General features: G+C 70.7%; 20 protein-coding genes. 17 read left to right on the top strand and 3 right to left on the bottom strand.

Annotated features, from left to right (window positions below; translation table 11 throughout):
- Nucleotides 1-7 precede the first annotated feature (7 nt).
- From ACFYNL_RS15380 to ACFYNL_RS15330, 11 genes are all read left to right on the top strand, one after another.
- On the top strand, nucleotides 8-328 hold the full coding sequence (locus ACFYNL_RS15380) for a pilus assembly protein (RefSeq protein ID WP_388802739.1): 321 nt from the start codon (nucleotides 8-10) through the stop codon (nucleotides 326-328).
- 1 nt (nucleotide 329) lies between these two features.
- A complete protein-coding gene (locus ACFYNL_RS15375) occupies nucleotides 330-689 on the top strand; it encodes a TadE/TadG family type IV pilus assembly protein (protein ID WP_388802462.1) in 360 nt (119 codons plus the stop codon).
- A gap of 12 nt (nucleotides 690-701) precedes the next feature.
- Nucleotides 702-2039, top strand: a complete 1338-nt coding sequence (locus ACFYNL_RS15370) for a CpaF family protein (protein WP_388802459.1) — start codon at nucleotides 702-704, stop codon at nucleotides 2037-2039.
- 9 nt (nucleotides 2040-2048) lie between these two features.
- Nucleotides 2049-2993, top strand: coding sequence for a type II secretion system F family protein (locus ACFYNL_RS15365; protein ID WP_388802457.1), 945 nt, complete (start codon nucleotides 2049-2051; stop codon nucleotides 2991-2993).
- Nucleotides 2994-3018: 25 nt separating this feature from the next.
- A complete protein-coding gene (locus tag ACFYNL_RS15360; protein ID WP_388802454.1) occupies nucleotides 3019-3921 on the top strand; it encodes a DUF5936 domain-containing protein in 903 nt (300 codons plus the stop codon).
- Nucleotides 3922-3939: 18 nt separating this feature from the next.
- Nucleotides 3940-5370, top strand: a complete 1431-nt coding sequence (locus tag ACFYNL_RS15355) for a sensor histidine kinase (protein ID WP_388802737.1) — start codon at nucleotides 3940-3942, stop codon at nucleotides 5368-5370.
- Complete coding sequence (locus tag ACFYNL_RS15350; RefSeq protein WP_388802451.1) at nucleotides 5367-6104, top strand: response regulator; 738 nt, start codon at nucleotides 5367-5369, stop codon at nucleotides 6102-6104. Before ACFYNL_RS15355 ends, ACFYNL_RS15350 begins: the two co-directional genes overlap by 4 nt.
- A 138-nt stretch (nucleotides 6105-6242) precedes the next feature.
- Nucleotides 6243-6440: a Flp family type IVb pilin gene (locus tag ACFYNL_RS15345; protein WP_388802448.1), complete on the top strand. Its 198-nt coding sequence runs from the start codon at nucleotides 6243-6245 to the stop codon at nucleotides 6438-6440.
- Entirely contained in the window at nucleotides 6440-7045 is a 606-nt protein-coding gene (locus ACFYNL_RS15340; RefSeq protein WP_388802446.1) for a pilus assembly protein TadG-related protein, read from the top strand. Before ACFYNL_RS15345 ends, ACFYNL_RS15340 begins: the two co-directional genes overlap by 1 nt.
- Before the next feature lie 34 nt (nucleotides 7046-7079).
- Nucleotides 7080-7661 carry a hypothetical protein gene (locus ACFYNL_RS15335; RefSeq protein ID WP_388802443.1) on the top strand — a complete coding sequence of 194 codons (582 nt, stop codon included), beginning with the start codon at nucleotides 7080-7082 and terminating at the stop codon, nucleotides 7659-7661.
- An 8-nt stretch (nucleotides 7662-7669) separates the two neighbouring features.
- On the top strand, nucleotides 7670-8299 hold the full coding sequence (locus ACFYNL_RS15330; RefSeq protein ID WP_388802440.1) for an OmpA family protein: 630 nt from the start codon (nucleotides 7670-7672) through the stop codon (nucleotides 8297-8299).
- 65 nt (nucleotides 8300-8364) lie between these two features.
- On the opposite strand, the gene ACFYNL_RS15325 is transcribed toward ACFYNL_RS15330, so the two are convergent.
- On the bottom strand, nucleotides 8365-8730 hold the full coding sequence (locus ACFYNL_RS15325) for a DUF192 domain-containing protein (RefSeq protein ID WP_388802437.1): 366 nt from the start codon (nucleotides 8728-8730) through the stop codon (nucleotides 8365-8367).
- A gap of 61 nt (nucleotides 8731-8791) precedes the next feature.
- Between ACFYNL_RS15325 and ACFYNL_RS15320 the strand changes: the two genes are divergently transcribed.
- On the top strand, nucleotides 8792-9670 hold the full coding sequence (locus ACFYNL_RS15320) for an LLM class flavin-dependent oxidoreductase (protein ID WP_388802434.1): 879 nt from the start codon (nucleotides 8792-8794) through the stop codon (nucleotides 9668-9670).
- A gap of 407 nt (nucleotides 9671-10077) precedes the next feature.
- The gene (locus tag ACFYNL_RS15315) at nucleotides 10078-10884 is read left to right on the top strand and encodes a class I SAM-dependent methyltransferase (protein WP_388802431.1); all 807 of its coding nucleotides are present in this window, start codon (nucleotides 10078-10080) and stop codon (nucleotides 10882-10884) included.
- Nucleotides 10885-10905: 21 nt separating this feature from the next.
- Here the strand turns inward: ACFYNL_RS15315 and ACFYNL_RS15310 are convergent, their stop codons facing one another.
- On the bottom strand, nucleotides 10906-12060 hold the full coding sequence (locus ACFYNL_RS15310) for a winged helix DNA-binding domain-containing protein (protein ID WP_388802428.1): 1155 nt from the start codon (nucleotides 12058-12060) through the stop codon (nucleotides 10906-10908).
- Between the two features lie 955 nt (nucleotides 12061-13015).
- Between ACFYNL_RS15310 and ACFYNL_RS15305 the strand changes: the two genes are divergently transcribed.
- The 4 genes from ACFYNL_RS15305 to ACFYNL_RS15290 all read left to right on the top strand — a co-directional run bounded on the left by ACFYNL_RS15305 (nucleotide 13016) and on the right by ACFYNL_RS15290 (nucleotide 18076).
- Nucleotides 13016-13789: an isoprenyl transferase gene (locus tag ACFYNL_RS15305; protein ID WP_388802425.1), complete on the top strand. Its 774-nt coding sequence runs from the start codon at nucleotides 13016-13018 to the stop codon at nucleotides 13787-13789.
- Between the two features lie 358 nt (nucleotides 13790-14147).
- A complete protein-coding gene (locus ACFYNL_RS15300) occupies nucleotides 14148-15473 on the top strand; it encodes a PhoH family protein (protein ID WP_388802422.1) in 1326 nt (441 codons plus the stop codon).
- A gap of 395 nt (nucleotides 15474-15868) precedes the next feature.
- Nucleotides 15869-16573 carry a transglycosylase SLT domain-containing protein gene (locus ACFYNL_RS15295; protein WP_388802419.1) on the top strand — a complete coding sequence of 235 codons (705 nt, stop codon included), beginning with the start codon at nucleotides 15869-15871 and terminating at the stop codon, nucleotides 16571-16573.
- Between the two features lie 138 nt (nucleotides 16574-16711).
- Nucleotides 16712-18076, top strand: coding sequence for an AI-2E family transporter (locus ACFYNL_RS15290; RefSeq protein ID WP_388802416.1), 1365 nt, complete (start codon nucleotides 16712-16714; stop codon nucleotides 18074-18076).
- Nucleotides 18077-18131: 55 nt separating this feature from the next.
- Here ACFYNL_RS15290 and ACFYNL_RS15285 read toward each other — a convergent pair whose 3' ends face one another.
- Entirely contained in the window at nucleotides 18132-18665 is a 534-nt protein-coding gene (locus tag ACFYNL_RS15285; RefSeq protein ID WP_388802413.1) for an alkyl hydroperoxide reductase, read from the bottom strand.

Below are 18665 nucleotides of genomic sequence, written 5' to 3'. Positions count from 1 at the left end.
CCTCGGGATGACCCCGCTGATCATCCTGACGCTGGTGCTGCTGTGGCAGTTCGTGCTGCTCGGATACACGTACTCGCTGGCCGCGAACGCCGCGGACCAGGCGGCGCGGGCCGGCGCGGCGTCCGAGGGGCAGGCCGCCTGCCAGGAGGCCGGGCTGCGGCATCTGCCGGGCGCGTGGGCGGGCGGCGCCCAGGTGGACTGCGGGGTGGGCGGCGGCTATGTCACCGCGGACGTGCACCTGGAGGTCCCCGTCCTCTTCCCCGGCTCGATCGGCTTCCCGTTCACCGTCGACGGGCACGCGGGGGCCGTCCAGGAGGAGAAGGACTGAGATGGCGAACGACGCCCAGCCCCGCGACCGCGGCCAGGTCGCCATCGAGTACCTCGGGTTCATCCCGATCCTGATCCTCGTCGCCATGGCCTGCGTCCAACTCGGCCTGATCGCCTACGCCGCCCAGCAGGCCGGCACCGCGGCCCGGGCGGGGGCACGCGCCGCCTCGCTGGAGGCGGGGGCCGCCGGCCAGGGGTGCCGGGTCGCGGTCAGCGACTGGCTCGCCGACGGGACCGACTGCACCGAGGCGCCCGGCGGCGACGAGGTCACCGTCACCGCCACCGTCGAGATCCCGTCCATCGTCCCCGGCTGGGACTTCGACCCCGCCCGCAAGACCGCGACCATGCCGCTCGACCACTGAACGAGGATCCCCATGAGCCTGAGGTCACGCATCACCACCCCCGAGGAGCCCGGCAGCCGGGGCGAGGACGGCCACCTGGTCGCCTCGTACCGGGCCAAGCTCCTGGAGGAGATCGACCTCGCGGAGATGAGCTCCCTGGCGGCGGCCGAGCGCCGGGCCCGACTGGAGCGGGTCCTCGGGCACATCATCAGCCGCGAGGGCCCGGTGCTGTCGACGGTCGAGCGCGCGCAGCTGATCCGCAGGGTCGTGGACGAGGCGCTCGGCCTCGGCATCCTGGAACCCCTCCTCGAAGACGCCTCCATCACCGAGATCATGGTGAACGGACCGGACGCGATCTTCGTCGAACGGGCGGGCCGCGTCGAGCAGTTGCCGCTCCGCTTCCCCTCCCACGACCAGCTGATGCAGACCATCGAGCGGATCGTGTCCACGGTGAACCGGCGCGTGGACGAGTCGAACCCGATGGTGGACGCGCGCCTGCCGTCCGGTGAGCGCGTGAACGTCATCATCCCGCCGCTGTCGCTCACCGGCGCGACCCTGACCATCCGCCGCTTCCCCCGCTCCTTCACCCTGCACGAGATGACCGGCCTCGGCTCCCTCGACGAGCCGATGGTGTACCTGCTGGCGGGGCTGGTGCAGGCGAAGTTCAACATCATCGTGTCGGGCGCGACCGGCACCGGGAAGACGACCCTGCTCAACGCCCTGTCGGGCTTGATCCCCGAGCACGAGCGCATCATCACCATCGAGGACTCGGCCGAACTCCAGCTCCAGCAGTCCCATGTGATCCGCCTGGAGTCCCGCCCCCCGAACGTGGAGGGCAAGGGCCAGGTCACCATCCGCGACCTGGTCCGCAACTCGCTGCGCATGCGCCCCGACCGGATCGTCGTCGGTGAGGTCCGCGGCGGCGAGTCCCTCGACATGCTCCAGGCGATGTCCACCGGCCACGACGGCTCCCTCGCCACCGTGCACGCCAACAGCACCGAGGACGCCCTGATGCGGCTGAAGACCCTCGCGTCCATGTCCGACGTGACGGTCCCCTTCGAGGCGCTGCACGACCAGATCAACAGCGCGGTGGACGTCGTCATCCAGCTCACCCGGTTCCCCGACGGCGCCCGCAGGATCACCGAGATCGCGATCCTGGACAGCCACGGGGCCGAGCCGTACCGCGTGGTGACCGCGGCGCGCTTCCGGCCCCAGCCCATGACACCGGACGGCCGCGTCCACGGCGTCTTCGAGTACCACCCGCTCCCGCGCCGCACCGCCGACCGCCTCTACATGGCGAGCCAGCCCATACCCCAGGCCTTCGGCGTCGCCCAGTCACCGCTAGAGCTCGCCACCCGAGAAGCCAGGTAGGACCCGCCCATGGACCTCCAGACCCGCATCACGCTGACGACCGGCGTCGCCCTGCTGACCTGCGCCCTGGCCGTGCTCGGCGTACACGCCTACGCCGCCGGCCGGGCCCAGCGCCAGGCCCTGGTCGACCGGCTGACGTCCACCGGCCAGATCACCGGCACCGGCCGCCGGCGCCGCTTCGCCGACCTGGACCGCCGACTGCGCCGTACCAGAGCGGGCAAACAGCTCGAACTGCGGCTGGCGGCCACGGGCCTGGACGTCACGCCCGGCGAGTTCTTCGTCTACATGCTGGCGACGGTGGCGGGCCTGTGGCTGGTCGGCCAGGCGGCCCTCGCCCCCTTCTTCGGCCCGATCGCGGGCCTGCTGGGCGTCTGGGCGGCGATCCAGTTCCTCAACTGGCAACGGCACAAGCGCATCGAGCGGTTCATCAACCAGCTCCCGGAGCTGGCCCGCATCCTGGCCAACGCGGCACACGCGGGCCTGGCCCTGCGCACGGCCATCGGCCTGGCGGCGGAGGAACTGGAGGCCCCCGCGGGCGAGGAACTGGCCAAGGTCTCCAACCAGCTGGCCGTCGGCGCCTCGATGGACGACGCGCTGGGCGAACTCGCCGAACGCCTCCCGTCCCGCGAACTGGTCGTCCTGGTGACGACGCTGGTCCTGTCGAACCGGGCCGGCGGCCAGGTGGTCAGCGCGCTGCGGAACCTGACGGAGACGCTGGAGGAGCGCAAGGAGACCCGACGCGAGGTCCGCACCCAGCTGTCCCAGGTGAGCATGACGTCGTACGCCGTGCCCGTGCTCGGCATCGGATCGCTGTTCCTGATGAACGGGGTGAAAGACGGCGCCCTGGACCGCATGACGGGTTCACCGCTGGGGCAGGCGGCGGTGCTGATCGCGTTCGGCCTGTACGCGCTGGGTTTCATCATGATCCGCCGTCTGTCGCGGATCGACGTCTGAGGCACGGAGAGGAGGAGACGGAACGATGGGACTGGGACAACTGGGCCTGCTCCTGGCCCTGCTGACAGCCCTGAGCGTGTGGGGTGTGTTCGCCGGCATCCGCATGTACCGGGCGGACGTGAAGCTGCCGAGCGACCTGGCGCTCGCCCTGGAGGTCGGCGCGAGTCGCACCGGCGTGGTCGACTCGCTCGTCGACCGCATGGGCATGCGCTACGCCCCCGCCGTGCTGCGCCTGATGGGCCCGAAACTGGTGGCCAGGTACCGCCGCAAGATCGACCTCGCGGGCAACCCCGGCGGCCTGACCATCGACCGCTATGCCGCCCGGCGGGCGGTGTACGGCTTCCTGGGCGCGGTCGGCTTCCTGGTCTTCCTGCTCCGGGGCCAGGTGCTGATCGCCCTGCTCCTGCTCGCTTTCGGCGCCTTCTGGACGGAGGTCGGCATCTGGGCGGCGATCCGGATCAGGAAGGACGAGATCGAACGCACCCTGCCGGACTTCCTGGACGTGCTCGCGGTGGTGGTGAGCGCGGGCCTCGGCTTCCGCCAGGCACTCGACCGGGTGGCATCGAAGTACGAGGGCCCGTGGGCCGACGAACTGCGCATCACACTGCGCCAGATGGACCTCGGCATGAGCCGCCGCCAGGCCTTCGCGGAACTGCGCCGCCGCAACGACTCGGAACAGGTGGCGATGTTCGTGACGGCGTTGCAGCAGGGTGAGGAGCTGGGCGCGCCGATCGTCGACACGCTGGTGGCGCTGGCGAAGGACATGCGCCGCACCGACGCCCAGAACGCCCGCCGCAAGGCGGCCCGCGCGGTGCCCAAGGCCACGATGATGATCACGACGTTCATGGTCCCGGCGACGATGCTCCTGCTCGGGGCCGGCCTGCTGCTGGGCTCCGGAACCGACTTCGGCTCGCTCACGGGGGAGTAGGGGGAGGTCATGGCAGGCATGCCGGTGAGGATGGGCATGGGTGCGGGCGTGGGCGTGGGGATGGGTGCGGGCGCGGGCGCGGGAATGGGCGCGGGCATGGGGGCGGAGGCCGTCGTCGCGGCGGGAGCCGGAGCTCGGGGACGTCCCCGGACGCCCGCGGACCGGGGACGTCCCCGGACGCCCGCGGACCGGGAGCGCTCCGCGACGATCCCCCTGCAGACGAACGCGCTCCAGGCGATGTGCCGCCAGGTCTTCGGCTTCCGTCTCGCCATGATCGCGCTCGCGGCCCCCGCTGCCCTGCTCAACGCGGCGCCGGGCTTCGGCACCCGGCTGGTGGGAACGTCGGTCGTGATCACGTTCATGGGCTCCTACGCCCTCTTCCGCGACTGGGAGCGCTTCGGCCCCCTCCTCCTGCGCCACCCCACCCTGCTGGCCGCGGACACGCTCTTCACGTCGCTCCTCCTGCTCTCCGGGGGCCCGGACACCACCCTTGCCTACGTCAGCGTCTGCACCCCGCTGCTGGCCGGCATCGTCTACGGCTACCGGGGCGCGGCGGTGTTCGCCAGCGCGCAGTCGCTGATCCTGCTGCTGGCGTACGCGATCAACCGGGAGGCGCAGGAGGGCAGCGGCCTGGCGGAGAAACTGCTCCTTCCGGGGTTCTGCGTCATCACGGGCGCACTCGGCTCGTCCCTGCGCGGCCTCATGCTCCGCTTCGGCACGGCCACCGAGGCCCTGACGGCGGTCCGCGCCCGCCTGGCTGTCGCGGAGGCGGTCAGCGAGGAACGGGCCCGTCTGGCCCGTGAGATGCACGACTCGGTGGCGAAGACGCTGCACGGCGTGGCACTGGCGGCGGACGGCCTGGCCCGCTCGGCGGCCTCGGCCTCGGCCTCGACGGACCCGGCCCGCCTCGCCCAACAGGCGCAGCTGGTGTCCCGAGCGGCACGCCGGGCCGCGGCCGAATCCCGGGAACTCCTGGCCGACCTGCGCCACGAGCCGGCCCCGGACCGGGCGATGGACCTCGGGGCGGAACTGGCCACCCGCACGGAGGCCTTCAGGGCGCGTACGGGCATGCGGGCCACGTACACACGGGCGTCCGGCCAGACCCTCCCCCCGGTGTCGTCGGCGGTGGCCCGCCAACTCCTCACCATCGCCGAGGAGGCCATGGAGAACGCCCACCGGCACGCACGTGCGACACGGGTCGAGGTGAGGGCGTTCGTCGAGGACGGCGTGCTCAACCTGACGGTCCGGGACGACGGCCGGGGCCTCCCGCCGGGCACGACCCTCGACCACCTCCGCCGCACCGGCCACTTCGGCCTGGTCGGCATGTCGGAACGGGCCGCGTCCGTAGGTGCCCGCCTCCGGATCGGCGAGGGCAGGCAGGCGTGCGGCACGGAGGTCCGCGTGGAGCTGCCGCCGGCCGCCCTGACGACGGAGGCGACGACCACATGAACGAGCCGCCCCGCGCCGCCGGGCCCCTGCGTGTCGTGGTGGCCGACGACAACCCGGTGGTCCGGGCGGGCCTGGCCGCCCTCCTCGCCGCGCACGCCGACCTCACGGTGGTGGCCGAGGCGACGAACGGCCACGAGGCCCACGAGGCGTCCCTGCGCCACCGCCCCGACGTGATCCTCCTGGACGTACGCATGCCGGGCACGGACGGCATCACGGCACTGCCCCACCTCGTCCGCGTCGCCCCGGTGCTGATGCTGACGTACAGCAGGGAGCCGGAGACGGTCCGGGAGGCCCTGCGCCTGGGGGCCGCGGGCTATCTGGTGCACGGCGAGTTCACGACCGACGAACTGGTCGAAGCCGTACGGGACATCAGCCGGGGCCGACCGCGACTCACCCCTGCAGCGACAGCGGCGCTCGCTCAAGCAAACCTTGAACTCCCTGCTGTGCCAAGCAATTCACGGGAACCGCTTTCGCAAGTGCAACCAGATGTGGGACAGTCGACGTCATACCGGTCAGGGTTCCGGCTGAGCAGGAGGGAGGCGGAGATCATGGACCTCATCGCATCGGGCATGAACAACCAGCAGATCGCCGCCGCCTGCTTCATCAGCGAGAAGACCGTCAAGAACCACATCAACCGAATCTTCGCCAAACTCCACAGCACCAGCCGCGGGGAGGCGGCCGCCAAGTGGCTGGGAACAGCCCCGGGTTCACGCCCCGGGGGAGGCGAACGGTGATGGTGGAGCGATGGTTTTCGGACGGGGCCGGGAATTGGGTCCTGGGGCCCTCTGGTGTTCGGCGTTTTCCCGCTTACTTTTCTCCTGAGCCTTACGAGCCAAGCGCTCAGCGATCGCCGGACACCAGAGGGGACCATCATGAGCAACTGGATCAGCACCACCGTCGCACGCCTCCGCTCCCGCTCCGCACGCGGCGACGAGGGGCAGACGGCGGTGGAATATCTGGGGATCATCGCGGTGGTGGTGGCGATCGTGCTCGCGATCACCGGAACGGACATCGGTCAGACGATCTACAACGCGATCACCGACAAGATCACCGAAGTCACCGGCGGCTGATGCGACCTCGTAGGTACGGCGACGCAGGGCAGGCCTTCCCCATCTACCTCACGGTGGTGGCGGGTCTGCTCTTTCTCGCGTTCGCCTACCTCGCGGTCGGCCAGGCCGCGGCGAACCGGAACGGCGCCCAGACGGCGGCGGACGCGGCAGCGCTCGCGGCGGCCCTGGACACGCGGGACAAGCTCACGGACGAGTGGGTGGAGAACCTACTCGACCCCGTGCAGTGGCAGGGCATCTTCAACGGTATGGGTGTGGTTTTCGACGGGTGCGGACGCGCGGAGCAGTTGGCGGCGCAGAACGACGCCACCGCCCAGTGCGGTGTGACGGCCGGACTGCCTCCGGGCTACGAGGTCGAGGTGCAGACCACGGAACCCGTGGGTGACTCCATCGTGCCCGGCACCGAGAGCACGTACTCGAAGGCGACGGCCGTCGCCGTGATCGAGCCGCTGTGCGAGTTCGAGCTCCCGGGCGAGGATGCCGGGAACGCCGAGGACGCCGAACTGCCGGAGCTCACCTGCGAGGACAGGATCTGGACCCTGGACCCGGAGAATCTCGACGACCTCCCGGGGCCCGAGGACCTCTTCGATGTCCATCTGGCCGACTGACAAGCGATCGACGAGTGACGAGGGAAGCAGAGGCATGAGCATTCGGTTCACCACGAAGGCCCGTAGGGGAATGGTCGTGCTGACCGTCGCGACCGGACTGGCCCTCGGTGTGGCGGGCTGCGGGGGTGGGGGCGACGACGCGAAGAAGCCCGAGGCTTCCACGCCCACCTCTCAGAGCCGTGGGTCCGACCCGAGTGCTCAAGAAGGGCAGACGGACGAACCGCTGGCCGAGTTGAAGGGCCCCAGCGGCCTGGTACTCCAGATCAGCTCTGCCACAAGGGACACTGGCGGATTCGTCACCATCAACGGCAGCTTGAAAAGCGACGCCGACAAAACGCTGACCATTCCTGCCCAACTGAGTGGCAGCGAGACCGAGATCATCCGGAACGGCCGGTCCTTCGGCGGGGCCACGCTGGTCGACCCCAAGGGCAAGAAGCGCTATTACGTCCTTCGGGACACGGACGGCCGTCCTCTCACCACGACGGGCATCACCTCCATCAAGTCCGGCGAGAACATCCCGGTGTTCATGCAGTTCCCGGCACCGCCCAACGGCACGGCCGAGGTCTCGTTCCAGCTGCCCATGTTCGCGCCGGCCGACATCCAGATCTCCGGGTGAGGCCCCTCATGACCCGCACCCCCCGCCTCCCCCTCACCCTCACCGCGGCCACCCTCATGGTCGCCGCCAACCTCCTCGGCGCCACCACGGCCGACGCTGCCGATGACCCCAGCGTCCCGCCCGGAACCGAGGCGACGGCCGCCGCCCCCGTCGAGGTGGACGCCAACGACCCCGACCTCAAGCTCCCCGAAGGCGCGACCCTCGCCGAGGCGAAGGTGCTGGACATCAAGCAGGTGGTGGAGGACCAGGCCGGTGAGGAACGCCGTGAGGACACCAACGCGGACGTGAAGTTCGCGCTCCAGGCCGAGGTCCTCTTCCCCAAGGACAGCGCGAAGCTGACCGGCGAGGCGAAGGCCCGGATCGCGGAGATCGCCGAGGAGGTCAAGACCCAGAACGCCACCCGCATCCGCGTCTTCGGCTTCACCGACAACCTGGGCTCCTCAGCCCACGGCGACGTCCTGTCCAGGAAGCGCGCCAACGCCGTCCAGGGCGTCCTGGAATCGGAACTGAACGACTCCACGGTCACCTACGAGGTCCGCGGCTACGGCGAGCAGTACCCGATCTCCTCGAACGCGACGGAGTCGGGCCGCAAGAAGAACCGCCGGGTAGAGGTGTCGTTCCCGCGCTCGGAGAGCTGACGCGGGAAGGCTCCGGACGGGACGAGACGGGACGAGACGAGACGGGACAGGGACCGGCCGCACGCTCAACCGGGCTCGACCACCACCCGCGCCCCGACCCGCGCCCCCCACCCCGCCATCGCCCCGGCCGCCGCCTCCAGCACATGCCGGGAGCGCAGGCGGGGGAGGCCGAGTCGTCCCGGTCCCATGGTGTGGACGGCGATGATCCTCAGGTGCCGGTCGAGGTACGCGACGTCGATCGGGATGCGCATGCCGAGGGTGTGCACGCTGTTGGCGGGGGTGAGGAGGAGCGCGCCGTCGACGGCGTCACGGCCCAGCAGGCCGCGGGTGCGCGCCCGGTAGGAGGAGGCGATCTCCAGCGGTACGAGGACCTCGCCCCGCTCGCCGTGCACCGTCAGCGTCCCCTGTCCGTCGCGCCACCGCCGACCCATCCGAGCCACCTCCGCGCAAAAGAAGTTGTCCGCCCCAGTAGGGCCGGGTAGGAAGGCTTTCATGACCGGACTCGGCGCGGTATTCCGCCCCCAACTCGCCCCAGAACGCCTCCGATCCGTCGCTCGCCTCGCCGACGAGACCGGTCTCGAAGAGCTGTGGCTCTGGGAGGACTGTTGCCGGGAGGGCGGCATCTCCACCGCGGCCGCCGCTCTTGCCTGGACCGAGCGGGTCAGGGTCGGCGTCGGCCTGCTGCCCGTGCCGTTGCGGAACGTCGCCATCACCGCCATGGAGGCCGCCACCCTGCACCGTATGTTCCCGGGCCGCCCGATCCTCGCCGTCGGGCACGGGGTGCAGGACTGGATGGGGCAGGTCGGGGCGCGGGCCGAGTCTCCGGTGACCTTGCTGAGGGAGCATCTCGAAGCGCTGCGGGCCCTGTTGCGCGGGGAGCGGCTGAGCGTCGAGGGACGGTACGTCAAGCTCGACGACGTGGCCCTCGACTGGCCGCCCGCCGAGCCGGTACCGATCATCGCCGGAGTCACCGGGCCCCGTTCGCTGCGGCTGTCCGGCGCGGCCGCCGACGGCACGCTGCTCACCGCGTCGTCCTCGGCCGAGGACGTGCTGCGGGCACGGCGACTCATCGACGAGGGCCGGAAGTCGGCCGGACGCGCCGAGACCGAGCGGCACCAGGTCGTCGTCTATCTGCTCACCGCCACCGGCGCCGACGGACCCGCCCGTCTGCAGGCCGAGCTGGCCGAGGAAGGGCTCGGATCCACTGCGGGCGTCGGGGTCGCCGGAGACGCGGGCGCCGTGGCGAAGGTGGTCCAGCGGCTCGCGGACGCCGGGGCCGACACCGTGGTCCTGCAACCGACGGGCGATGAACCCGACCCGGAGGGGTTCGTACGGTTCGTGGCCGAGGAAGTGCGACCGCTGGTGCCCTGAACGCCCGAGCGCGGCCGGGTTGTCGGAGCCGGGGGCCCGCGGTGCTCGGGGACGAGACCTGCCGGTCGTCTCCCGGTGGGACGGCGAGCACCGCTTCCCCGGCCGCGGACACGTACGGCCCCCGCACGCGGACCCCTTGGCGGCAACACCGCCTGGGTACGCCTCCCGCGACGCCCCGGCTCCCCACCCGTCGGCACCGTCCGCGACGGCACCGCCTGGGTACGCCTCCCGCGACACCCCGGCCCCCCACCCGCCGGCACCCTCCGCCACGGCCCCGACGCCCCGGCTCCCCACCCGCCGGCACCCTCCGCCACGGCCCCGGCGACCACGTACCGCCGACCTCCCGGACGCCGGTGTAGCCGGCAAGCCGGAACCTCGCCGACCCGCCCCTTGAGATGGATCACCCCATGAACGAACCCCAGCCCCGCCCGGACCACCCCCGCTCCTTCGAGGACCTCGTCGCCGAAGGCGCCGCCGTGCCCACCGAGGGCTGGGACTTCTCCTGGTTCGAGGGCCGGGCCACCGAGGCCCGGCCGTCCTGGGGATACGCCACCTCGCTCGCCGAGCGGCTCGGCCGCGCCACCGCCGCGCTCGACATCCAGACCGGCGGAGGCGAGGTGCTCGACTTCGCCCTGCGTCGAGCCACCCCACGGGCACCCACCCTGATCGCCGCCACCGAGGGCTGGCCGCCGAACGCCGCCAAGGCCACCGCCCTGCTGCGCCCGCGCGGTGTCACCGTCGTCGCCGCCGCCGAGGACGCCCCGCTGCCCTTCGCCGACAACGCTTTCGATCTCGTCTCCAGCCGTCACCCGGTCAGCCCGCACTGGACCGAGATCGCCCGTGTCCTCCAGCCCGGTGGCACCTACTTCGCCCAGCACGTCGGCCCCCGCAGCGTCTTCGAACTCGTCGAGTACTTCCTGGGCGCCCTCTCGCAGGAGCAGCGCGAAGCCCGCCATCCCGACCGCGAGCGCGTCGACGCCGAGGCCGCCGGGCTTGAAGTGGTCGATCTGCGGGCGGAGCGGCTGCGTGTCGAGTTCCACGACATCGCGGCCGTCGTCCACTTCCTGCGCAAGGTGGTCTGGATGGTCCCCGGCTTCACCGTCGAGGCGTACCTGCCTCAGCTGCGCGCCCTGCACGAGCGGATCGAGTCCGAGGGCCCGTTCGTGGCACACAGCGCCCGCCACCTCGTCGTGGCCCGCAAGCCCGGCGCCTGAGCCGCGACGCAGGGCTGCCCGTCACGCGTGCGGCCCCACCGTCACCTGCCCGACCACCAACTCCGCCTTCGCCTCCAGCACCTCTCCCACCCGCTCCGCCTGTTCGCCCAGCTCCCGCTCCTGCCGCCCCGTCAGGCGCCGTCCGATCAGCTCGACGGTGACCGTCGTACGACGGCCCTGGCGCCGCTGGTGCCAGACCCCGGCCACCACACCGTCCACCAGCACAACCGGGTAGTTCCCCGCCTGCCCACCCGCCAGAGCCCGCCGGTGGGCGTCCCCGGGGAACAGCGACGCACGCGGCTGCGCGGCGATGGCGTACGCGTCGAAATACGGCAGCAACCGCACGCCGCGCACCGGCCCGTCGGGAAACTCCGTGTCGTCCGCGGCCACCCACGCCCCCGCGCCCTCGAAGTCGACCTCCTCGATCTCCCCGGCCTCCGCCAGTTCCCCGAACAGCCCCGCCGCCCACCCGGCGGGCGCCGCCAGCCACTTCGCGAAGTGCTGAGGCGTGGCCGGGCCGTACGCGTGCAGATACCGCCGTACGAGTTCACGCAGGGCCGTGGAGCCCGGCAGCGGATCGAAGGAGGGCGGCCGTGTGTACGTCACCTTCCGGCCCCGGTTCGGACCGAAGCACAACGCGCCGGACTGCCCGGCCCGGTGCACCACCTGCCGCCACCGCGGCCACCGGTCCTGGAAAGCTTCCATCACCCGGTCGCCGGCCCAGGGACCGGTGCGTGCCACGACTTCCTCACCCAGCTCGTCCACGGTCAAACACACCCCGTCGAGGGCGTCCCCGATCGCCGCCACGATCTGCCGGGCCTGTTCCTCCGTCACCCGGACGTCCGGCGGGAACGGGCTGGGGCCGGCCGGAATCGCGGTCAGGGCGGCGCACCACAGCGGCAGTTCGGCGGCGGGCAGCAGATGGACCGTTCCGCGCGGACCGAACGTCTTCACCAGCGAGCGGTCCTCCCAGAGCGCCGCCCGGACGTCCGCCCGTGTGACCCCGTCCGCTCGTACTCCCACCGACACCTCGGCCGCGGACAGCACCTGCGCGTGCGCGCCCAGCATCGCCCCGACCACCTCGGCGGGCGGAGTGCCGGCCTCCGCGGGCCGGTCCAGGAACTGCCTCCCGAGCCGCCGCGCGCTCGCCCCGTCCCACGTCGTCGTCCTCGTCATAGGGCGACGTTAGGCGGGATATAGGTCAGATTCCGTCCGCTGACCGGCTCGTCGAGCCCCTGAGTGTGCTCACTGCGCCACGTTGCGTTGCAAACCTCACATCCGTTCGCGGAGGCTTTCCGCTCCCTCTGCATCAAAGGATCCTTCACCTTTTCCACATTGTTATAGAGGCTGACTCGCTTTCCCGGGGCCCCTCACGTAAGTTCAGACCAAGGTAATTCGCGTACGCAAAGCTGCGCGGCGACACCGCGCAGTGGAGGGGGCTGCGCGGTGTCATGCCCTCCCACGGGCCGCTGATGGACGCGCGTCGCGTCCCCGCCCGTCCGCTCCGCGTGGTCGCGCGCGGCGTCAAGCGGACGTTCGCGGTCGGGGTCACCCGGGCGGGGGATGTGTGGACAAGTCGCCAAGCAGACCCACAAGAGCCTGCAAAACCTACGGATCCTGCCGCATCCCACGCGTTTCCCCTGGAAATCAGCCGCGAAACGGCCGTGAACGCGCCAGCAACCGGCCCTGCGACGACCACCGCCCCGTCGCCGAACGGTTTCGGAGAGTAGTTGTGGCACGCCGATGCGCGCAGCATCACTTACGAAGGGTTATGGTGGAAGCCCCCCCTCGGGCCGGTCCGTCTCCCCCCCACGGACCGGCCCGTTTTTTTGCGCTCGCACTCGGGGCGCGTCCGGCCTCCGAGGGCCGCGTCGCTCACACGGGGGGCGCGGGGAACCCCACGGCCGCCCGCGCACCGCGCCGCCCCGCCCGACCGGCGCACCTCCACCCCACCGCCCCCCTTCACCACGGTCCCAGCGCCACGGGGGTAGGCTTCGCCTCCGGGGACCGCCATACGGACAGGGACCGCCCTCGACCGCGCCGCGACCACCGCCGCGCACCGATCATCGCGACCACCGCGACCGTTCCGGGGCCGCTCCTGTCCGATCCGTACGGAGGGGCTGACAATCACGTGAACCTGCGCGACAAGCTGCGTAACCTGCTGGTCAGGCTGTACGCACGCCGGGTGGAGGGCCACCTGGACCACGCTCAGGTGCCCAAGCACATCGGCGTGATCATGGACGGCAACCGCCGCTGGGCGAAGGCGGCGGGCTCCTCCACCGTGCACGGTCACCGGGCCGGCGCGGAGAAGATCGAGGAGTTCCTCGGCTGGTGCAGTGAGACGGACGTCGAGGTCGTCACCCTGTGGCTGCTGTCGACCGACAACTTCGACCGGCCGCAGGACGAACTCGTCCCGCTCCTCGGGATCATCGAGGACGTCGTGCGCACCCTGGCCGCCGACGGCCGCTGGCGCGTGCACCACGTCGGCACGCCCGACCTGCTGCCGTCCGGGATGCAGACCACCCTCAAGGAGGCCGAGGAGGCCACCGCGCACATCGACGGGATACTGGTCAACGTCGCCATCGGCTACGGCGGCCGCCAGGAGATCGCCGACGCGGTGCGCTCGATGCTGCTCGACGCCCAGGACAAGGGCACCTCCCTGGAGGACCTCGCCGAGGCCGTCGACATCGACATGATCGGCCGCCACCTCTACACCGGCGACCAGCCCGACCCGGACCTCGTCATCCGCACCAGCGGTGAGCAGCGGCTGTCCGGATTCATGCTCTGGCAGACGGCCCACTCCGAGTACTACTTCTGTGACGTGTTCTGGCCGGCCTTCCGCAAGGTCGACTTCCTGCGCGCCATGCGCGACTACGCCGCCCGGCACCGGCGTTACGGCGGCTGACACACCTCACCACGGGGGCGGTCAGGGGCGGAAGTAACGAGGAGTTCACCGGCGCGCCGTCATATGCATCGGCATGGCCGCGCGAGTTCGAGGGCATAAGGCAAGCAGGTCGACACCCGAACCACGGGTGTCGTATCTCAGCGGACGGCGCCGGAGTCGTCCGCCCGGGAGGCCCTTTGCACCAGCCCCACCGTGCGGTCACAGCACGGAAGAAGACGCGGAGGGCCGGTTTTCGGCCCGTGCAGAGCGGCCGACGACCGGTCGGGTTCTTCTCACCCTCCCGGTCGGGACCCCCACACTCCCGGCCCAGCTCCCACCCCGTCGCTCCCCGACCTCATCCGAGGGGGTACGTCCTTCCGTGGTGACCAGCACAAAGCGCCACAAGCCAGACCGGCGCACCTACGTCCTCGACACCAGCGTCCTGCTGGCCGACCCGAACGCCCTGAGCCGCTTCGACGAGCACGAGGTCGTGCTCCCCATCGTCGTGGTGACGGAGCTGGAGGCGAAGCGGCACCATCCCGAACTCGGCTACTTCGCCCGGCAGGCACTGCGCCTGCTGGACGACCTGCGGGTGCGGTACGGCCGTCTCGACGCCCCCATCCCGACCGGGGAACTCGGCGGGACCGTGCGTGTCGAGCTCAACCACTCGGACCCCAGCGTGCTGCCCTCCGGCTACCGCCTGGGGGACAACGACTCCCGTATCCTCGCGGTCGCCCGCAATCTGCAGGCCGAGGGGTTCGACGTCACGGTCGTGTCGAAGGACCTGCCGCTCAGGATCAAGGCCTCGTCCGTCGGTCTCCTCGCCGAGGAGTACCGCGCCGAACTCGCCATCACGGACTCCTCCGGATGGACCGGAATGTCCGAACTCACGCTCCCCGGCGAGCAGGTGGACATCCTCTTCGAGGAAGGGCACATCCACGTCCCCGAGGCCGCCGACCTGCCTGTGCACACCGGGCTGACCATCCACTCCGAGCGCGGCAAGGCGCTCGGCCGGATCACGCCCGACGGCAACGTCCGCCTCGTGCGCGGCGATCGGGAGGCCTTCGGCATCAAGGGCCGCAGCGCAGAGCAGCGGATCGCGCTGGACCTGCTGCTCGACCCGGACATCGGAATCGTGTCCATGGGCGGCCGGGCCGGCACCGGCAAGTCGGCGCTGGCGCTGTGCGCGGGCCTGGAAGCCGTGCTGGAGCGGCGTCAGCACCAGAAGGTGATGGTCTTCCGACCGCTGTACGCGGTGGGCGGGCAGGAACTCGGCTATCTGCCGGGCACCGAGGCCGAGAAGATGAGCCCTTGGGCGCAGGCGGTCTTCGACACCCTGTCGGCGGTCACCAGCCGTGAGGTCATCGAAGAGGTCACGGCACGCGGCATGCTGGAGGTGCTGCCGCTCACCCACATCCGCGGCCGTTCCCTGCACGACGCCTTCGTGATCGTGGACGAGGCGCAGTCACTGGAAAGGAATGTCCTGCTGACCGTTCTGTCCCGAATCGGCGCCGATTCGCGGGTGGTTCTCACGCATGACGTGGCCCAGCGGGACAATCTGAGGGTCGGGCGCTACGACGGTGTCGTCGCGGTCGTGGAGAAACTGAAAGGCCACCCTCTCTTCGCCCATGTCACGCTGACACGGTCCGAGAGGTCCCAGATCGCTGCCCTTGTGACCGAAATGCTCGAAGACGGGCAGATCTGAGAAAGACCGGCTATTGAGGCCGGATACGCAGTAGTTGGCGCCGTCCGAAAGGCGAAGAGCCTAGTAGGGCGGCGCCTCGGCGTGTGCAGCTTTCCGTAAACCCCCTGGGACAAACGAGGTGTGAGCTTTCACACGCAACGCAGAATTGCCTTGCGGTGTCGGGGTACGGCAGAGTCTCACTCCTGTCAGGCCCCGCATACGACACATCTGTACCCCCAGCGGTCTGGAACCACAGCGACACCCCAACTGCATAGCGCCGTCGTATGCCGCCCGAGTTCTCCACGCGGCGCTCCCGTACGGGAGTTGCCCACCGGGTCCGAGCCTCCCGTGACCCCGCAGTTGGGAGGCCAGCGCCAGGGGCACGATTGCGTCCGCCAGGGTCACCGAAGCGGGCGATGCTGGAAGGAAACCGTGTGAGTCCGATTTCGGTCAGGGGATTCGCAGTGGCGTCGGCCACCGCGGTCACCGCTGTCGGAAGCGTCGTCGGCGTTGCCTCGGGCAGCACCGCGCAGAACAACGACGCCCAGGCGACGGCAGCCGATTCGACGCTCCTCGCGGACATACCCGCGGGCCAGCAGGCCCAGGTACAGACCGAGTCCCTCACGGCCCAGGCCGACGTCCAGGCGATCGCCGCGGACGCGAGTGCCAAGAAGGACGCTGAGGAATCGGCCCGCAAGGCCGCCGCCCAGACGGCGATCGAGAAGAAGGAGCAGGCCGAGAAGGCCGCGCAGGAAGCCAAGGAGAGGGAAGAGGCCGAGACGAAGGCCTCGCGGTCCTCCTCCGCCGACTTCCCCGTCCAGAGCTCGTACAGCATCGAGCAGATCCAGGCCATGGCGCGCCAGATGGTGCCGAGCGGCCAGTTCCAGTGCTTCAGCAACATCGTGGACCACGAGTCCGACTGGAACTACAAGGCGGTCAACCCCTCCTCCGGTGCCTACGGCCTCTTCCAGGCCCTGCCCGGATCCAAGATGTCGTCCGTCGGCGCCGACTGGCAGACGAACCCGGCCACCCAGATCAAGTGGGGGCTGAACTACATGAACGACCGCTACGGCAGCCCGTGCGACGCCTGGAACTTCTGGCAGGCCAACCACTGGTACTGAGCCGCCGCTCCACCTTCGCGCAGCCCTTCACCGTCTCCTGGTGAGGGGCTTTCGCGCGTCCGCACATCTCGCCATGTACGGTCGGACGCAACGACTCCAGGGGGGAGTGGTGGGGACAGACGGGGGAAGAGGACGAACATGTCGCGAGTGCCTGGGTGGCTCGGTCGGCTCGGTGCCGGACTGACCGAGATGAGCGATCGGTTGAACGAGCGCCGGGCCGCGGTGGAACGGGAGAGCGACGAACTCCAGCCGGCCGAGCGCTCCGCGGGGGACGAGTTCTCCGTCACCGGCACTCCGCCCGCCGACCACGTCCCCCGGCCGCCCGACTACGCGCCCGCGGCTCCACCGCCCCGCCCCGACCCCGCGCAGGTCGTCCCGTGGGGCGTCAGGGTCGCCGCCGAGGCCGGCTGGCGACTGCTCGTGCTGGCCGGCACGGTCTGGGTGCTGATGCGGGTCATCAGCGCCGTCCAGCTGGTCGTGCTGGCGTTCGTCACCGCGCTGCTGCTCACCGCGCTGATGCAGCCCTCGGTCGCCTGGCTGAGGCGGCGCGGTGTGCCGCGCGGGCCCGCCACCGCCCTGACCGCGATCCTCGGGTTCGTCGTCATCGGACTGATGGGCTGGTTCGTGACCTGGCAGGTCATGGAGAACATCGACAACCTCTCCGACCAGGTCCAGGACGGCATCGACGAGCTGCGCAACTGGCTGCTCAACAGCCCGTTCCACGTCACCGACAAGCAGATCAACGAGATCGCCGAGAACCTCCGGGAGGCGATCGGCGCCAACACCGACGAGATCACCTCGGCCGGTCTGGAAGGCGTGACGGTCGTCGTCGAGGCCCTCACCGGCATCCTGCTGGCCGCCTTCTCGACCCTCTTCCTGCTCTACGACGGCAAGCGCATCTGGGAGTGGACGCTGAAGCTGGTGCCCGCCGCGGCTCGGCCCGGTGTCGCCGGCGCCGGCCCGCGAGCATGGGCGACGCTCACGGCGTACGTGCGCGGCACGATGCTCGTCGCCCTGATCGACGCCGTCTTCATCGGTATCGGCATCTACTTCCTCGACGTACCGATGGCCGTCCCGCTGGCCGTCTTCATCTTCCTGTTCTCCTTCATCCCGCTCGTCGGCGCGGTGGCCTCCGGCGCACTGGCAGTGGTCGTCGCCCTGGTGACGCAGGGCGTGTTCACCGCGGTGATGACCCTCGCGGTCGTCCTCGCCGTGCAGCAGATCGAGGGGCACGTCCTGCAGCCGTTCATCCTGGGACGTGCGGTCCGAGTCCACCCGCTGGCCGTGGTGCTGTCGGTCGCGGCCGGAGGCATGGTGGCCGGGATCGGCGGCGCGGTGGTGGCCGTACCGCTGGTGGCGGTCTCGAACACGATCGTGGGATACCTGCGGGCCTACTCGCAGGAGGCGGCGCTGCGTTACGCACCCGAGCCGAGGGGAGCGACGGCGGTGGGGGCGGCTCCCGCGGACCCGCCGCCGTCCGAGAAGCCGGGGTCGGAGCAATGACGAGGGCCCGTTCACCCCAAGGGTGAACGGGCCCCGCGTTTCCGGGCGGAGGGAACTACTCCGCCAGAACCGCCTCAGCCTCCAGCGTCGTACCGATCGCCTGGATCACAGAAGCGATCTTGAACGCCTCCTGCACCGTCTCGCGGTCCACGCCGGCCTTGCGCAGTACCTGCTCGTGCGAGTCGAGGCACATGCCGCAGCCGTTGATGGCGGACACCGCGAAGGACCACAGCTCGAAGTCGACCTTGTCGACGCCCGGGTTGCCGATGACGTTCATCCGCAGACCCGCGCGCAGGCTGCCGTACTCGTGGTCGGACAGCAGGTGCCGGGTGCGGTAGAAGACGTTGTTCATCGCCATCACCGCGGCAGCGGACTTCGCCGCGGTGTACGCCTCCGGCGAGAGGTTCGCCTTCGCCTCCGGCGCCAGCTCGCGCAGGACGATCGGCGAGCGCGAGGCGATCGCGGTGGCGAGCACCGTGCCCCACAGCTGCTGCGCCGGGAGGTCCGAGTTGCCGATGACCGAGCCCAGGTTGAGCTTCAGGTCCTTGGCGTAGTCCGGTATGCGGGACTTGAGGGAGTCGAGGGACAT

It is taken from the genome of Streptomyces sp. NPDC007808 (assembly GCF_042868655.1).
In the GTDB taxonomy this organism is placed as follows: domain Bacteria; phylum Actinomycetota; class Actinomycetes; order Streptomycetales; family Streptomycetaceae; genus Streptomyces.
Note: the sequence above shows the minus strand (reverse complement) of the source record. Positions and strands in the feature narration are given on the sequence as shown.

Excerpts from the sequence above, each read along its gene's own strand:
- ACFYNL_RS15325 (WP_388802437.1), bottom strand. The coding sequence starts at position 8,730 with ATGGGTCGGCGGTGGCGCGACGGACAGGGGACGCTGACGGTGCACGGC.
- ACFYNL_RS15330 (WP_388802440.1), top strand. The coding sequence starts at position 7,670 with ATGACCCGCACCCCCCGCCTCCCCCTCACCCTCACCGCGGCCACCCTC.
- ACFYNL_RS15290 (WP_388802416.1), top strand. The coding sequence starts at position 16,712 with ATGTCGCGAGTGCCTGGGTGGCTCGGTCGGCTCGGTGCCGGACTGACC.
- ACFYNL_RS15295 (WP_388802419.1), top strand. The coding sequence starts at position 15,869 with ATGCTGGAAGGAAACCGTGTGAGTCCGATTTCGGTCAGGGGATTCGCA.
- ACFYNL_RS15370 (WP_388802459.1), top strand. The coding sequence starts at position 702 with ATGAGCCTGAGGTCACGCATCACCACCCCCGAGGAGCCCGGCAGCCGG.
- ACFYNL_RS15345 (WP_388802448.1), top strand. The coding sequence starts at position 6,243 with ATGAGCAACTGGATCAGCACCACCGTCGCACGCCTCCGCTCCCGCTCC.
- ACFYNL_RS15380 (WP_388802739.1), top strand. The coding sequence starts at position 8 with ATGACCCCGCTGATCATCCTGACGCTGGTGCTGCTGTGGCAGTTCGTG.
- ACFYNL_RS15285 (WP_388802413.1), bottom strand. The coding sequence starts at position 18,665 with ATGTCCCTCGACTCCCTCAAGTCCCGCATACCGGACTACGCCAAGGAC.
- ACFYNL_RS15355 (WP_388802737.1), top strand. The coding sequence starts at position 3,940 with ATGCCGGTGAGGATGGGCATGGGTGCGGGCGTGGGCGTGGGGATGGGT.
- ACFYNL_RS15375 (WP_388802462.1), top strand. The coding sequence starts at position 330 with ATGGCGAACGACGCCCAGCCCCGCGACCGCGGCCAGGTCGCCATCGAG.
- ACFYNL_RS15360 (WP_388802454.1), top strand. The coding sequence starts at position 3,019 with ATGGGACTGGGACAACTGGGCCTGCTCCTGGCCCTGCTGACAGCCCTG.
- ACFYNL_RS15310 (WP_388802428.1), bottom strand. The coding sequence starts at position 12,060 with ATGACGAGGACGACGACGTGGGACGGGGCGAGCGCGCGGCGGCTCGGG.
- ACFYNL_RS15320 (WP_388802434.1), top strand. The coding sequence starts at position 8,792 with ATGACCGGACTCGGCGCGGTATTCCGCCCCCAACTCGCCCCAGAACGC.
- ACFYNL_RS15350 (WP_388802451.1), top strand. The coding sequence starts at position 5,367 with ATGAACGAGCCGCCCCGCGCCGCCGGGCCCCTGCGTGTCGTGGTGGCC.
- ACFYNL_RS15340 (WP_388802446.1), top strand. The coding sequence starts at position 6,440 with ATGCGACCTCGTAGGTACGGCGACGCAGGGCAGGCCTTCCCCATCTAC.
- ACFYNL_RS15315 (WP_388802431.1), top strand. The coding sequence starts at position 10,078 with ATGAACGAACCCCAGCCCCGCCCGGACCACCCCCGCTCCTTCGAGGAC.
- ACFYNL_RS15335 (WP_388802443.1), top strand. The coding sequence starts at position 7,080 with ATGAGCATTCGGTTCACCACGAAGGCCCGTAGGGGAATGGTCGTGCTG.
- ACFYNL_RS15365 (WP_388802457.1), top strand. The coding sequence starts at position 2,049 with ATGGACCTCCAGACCCGCATCACGCTGACGACCGGCGTCGCCCTGCTG.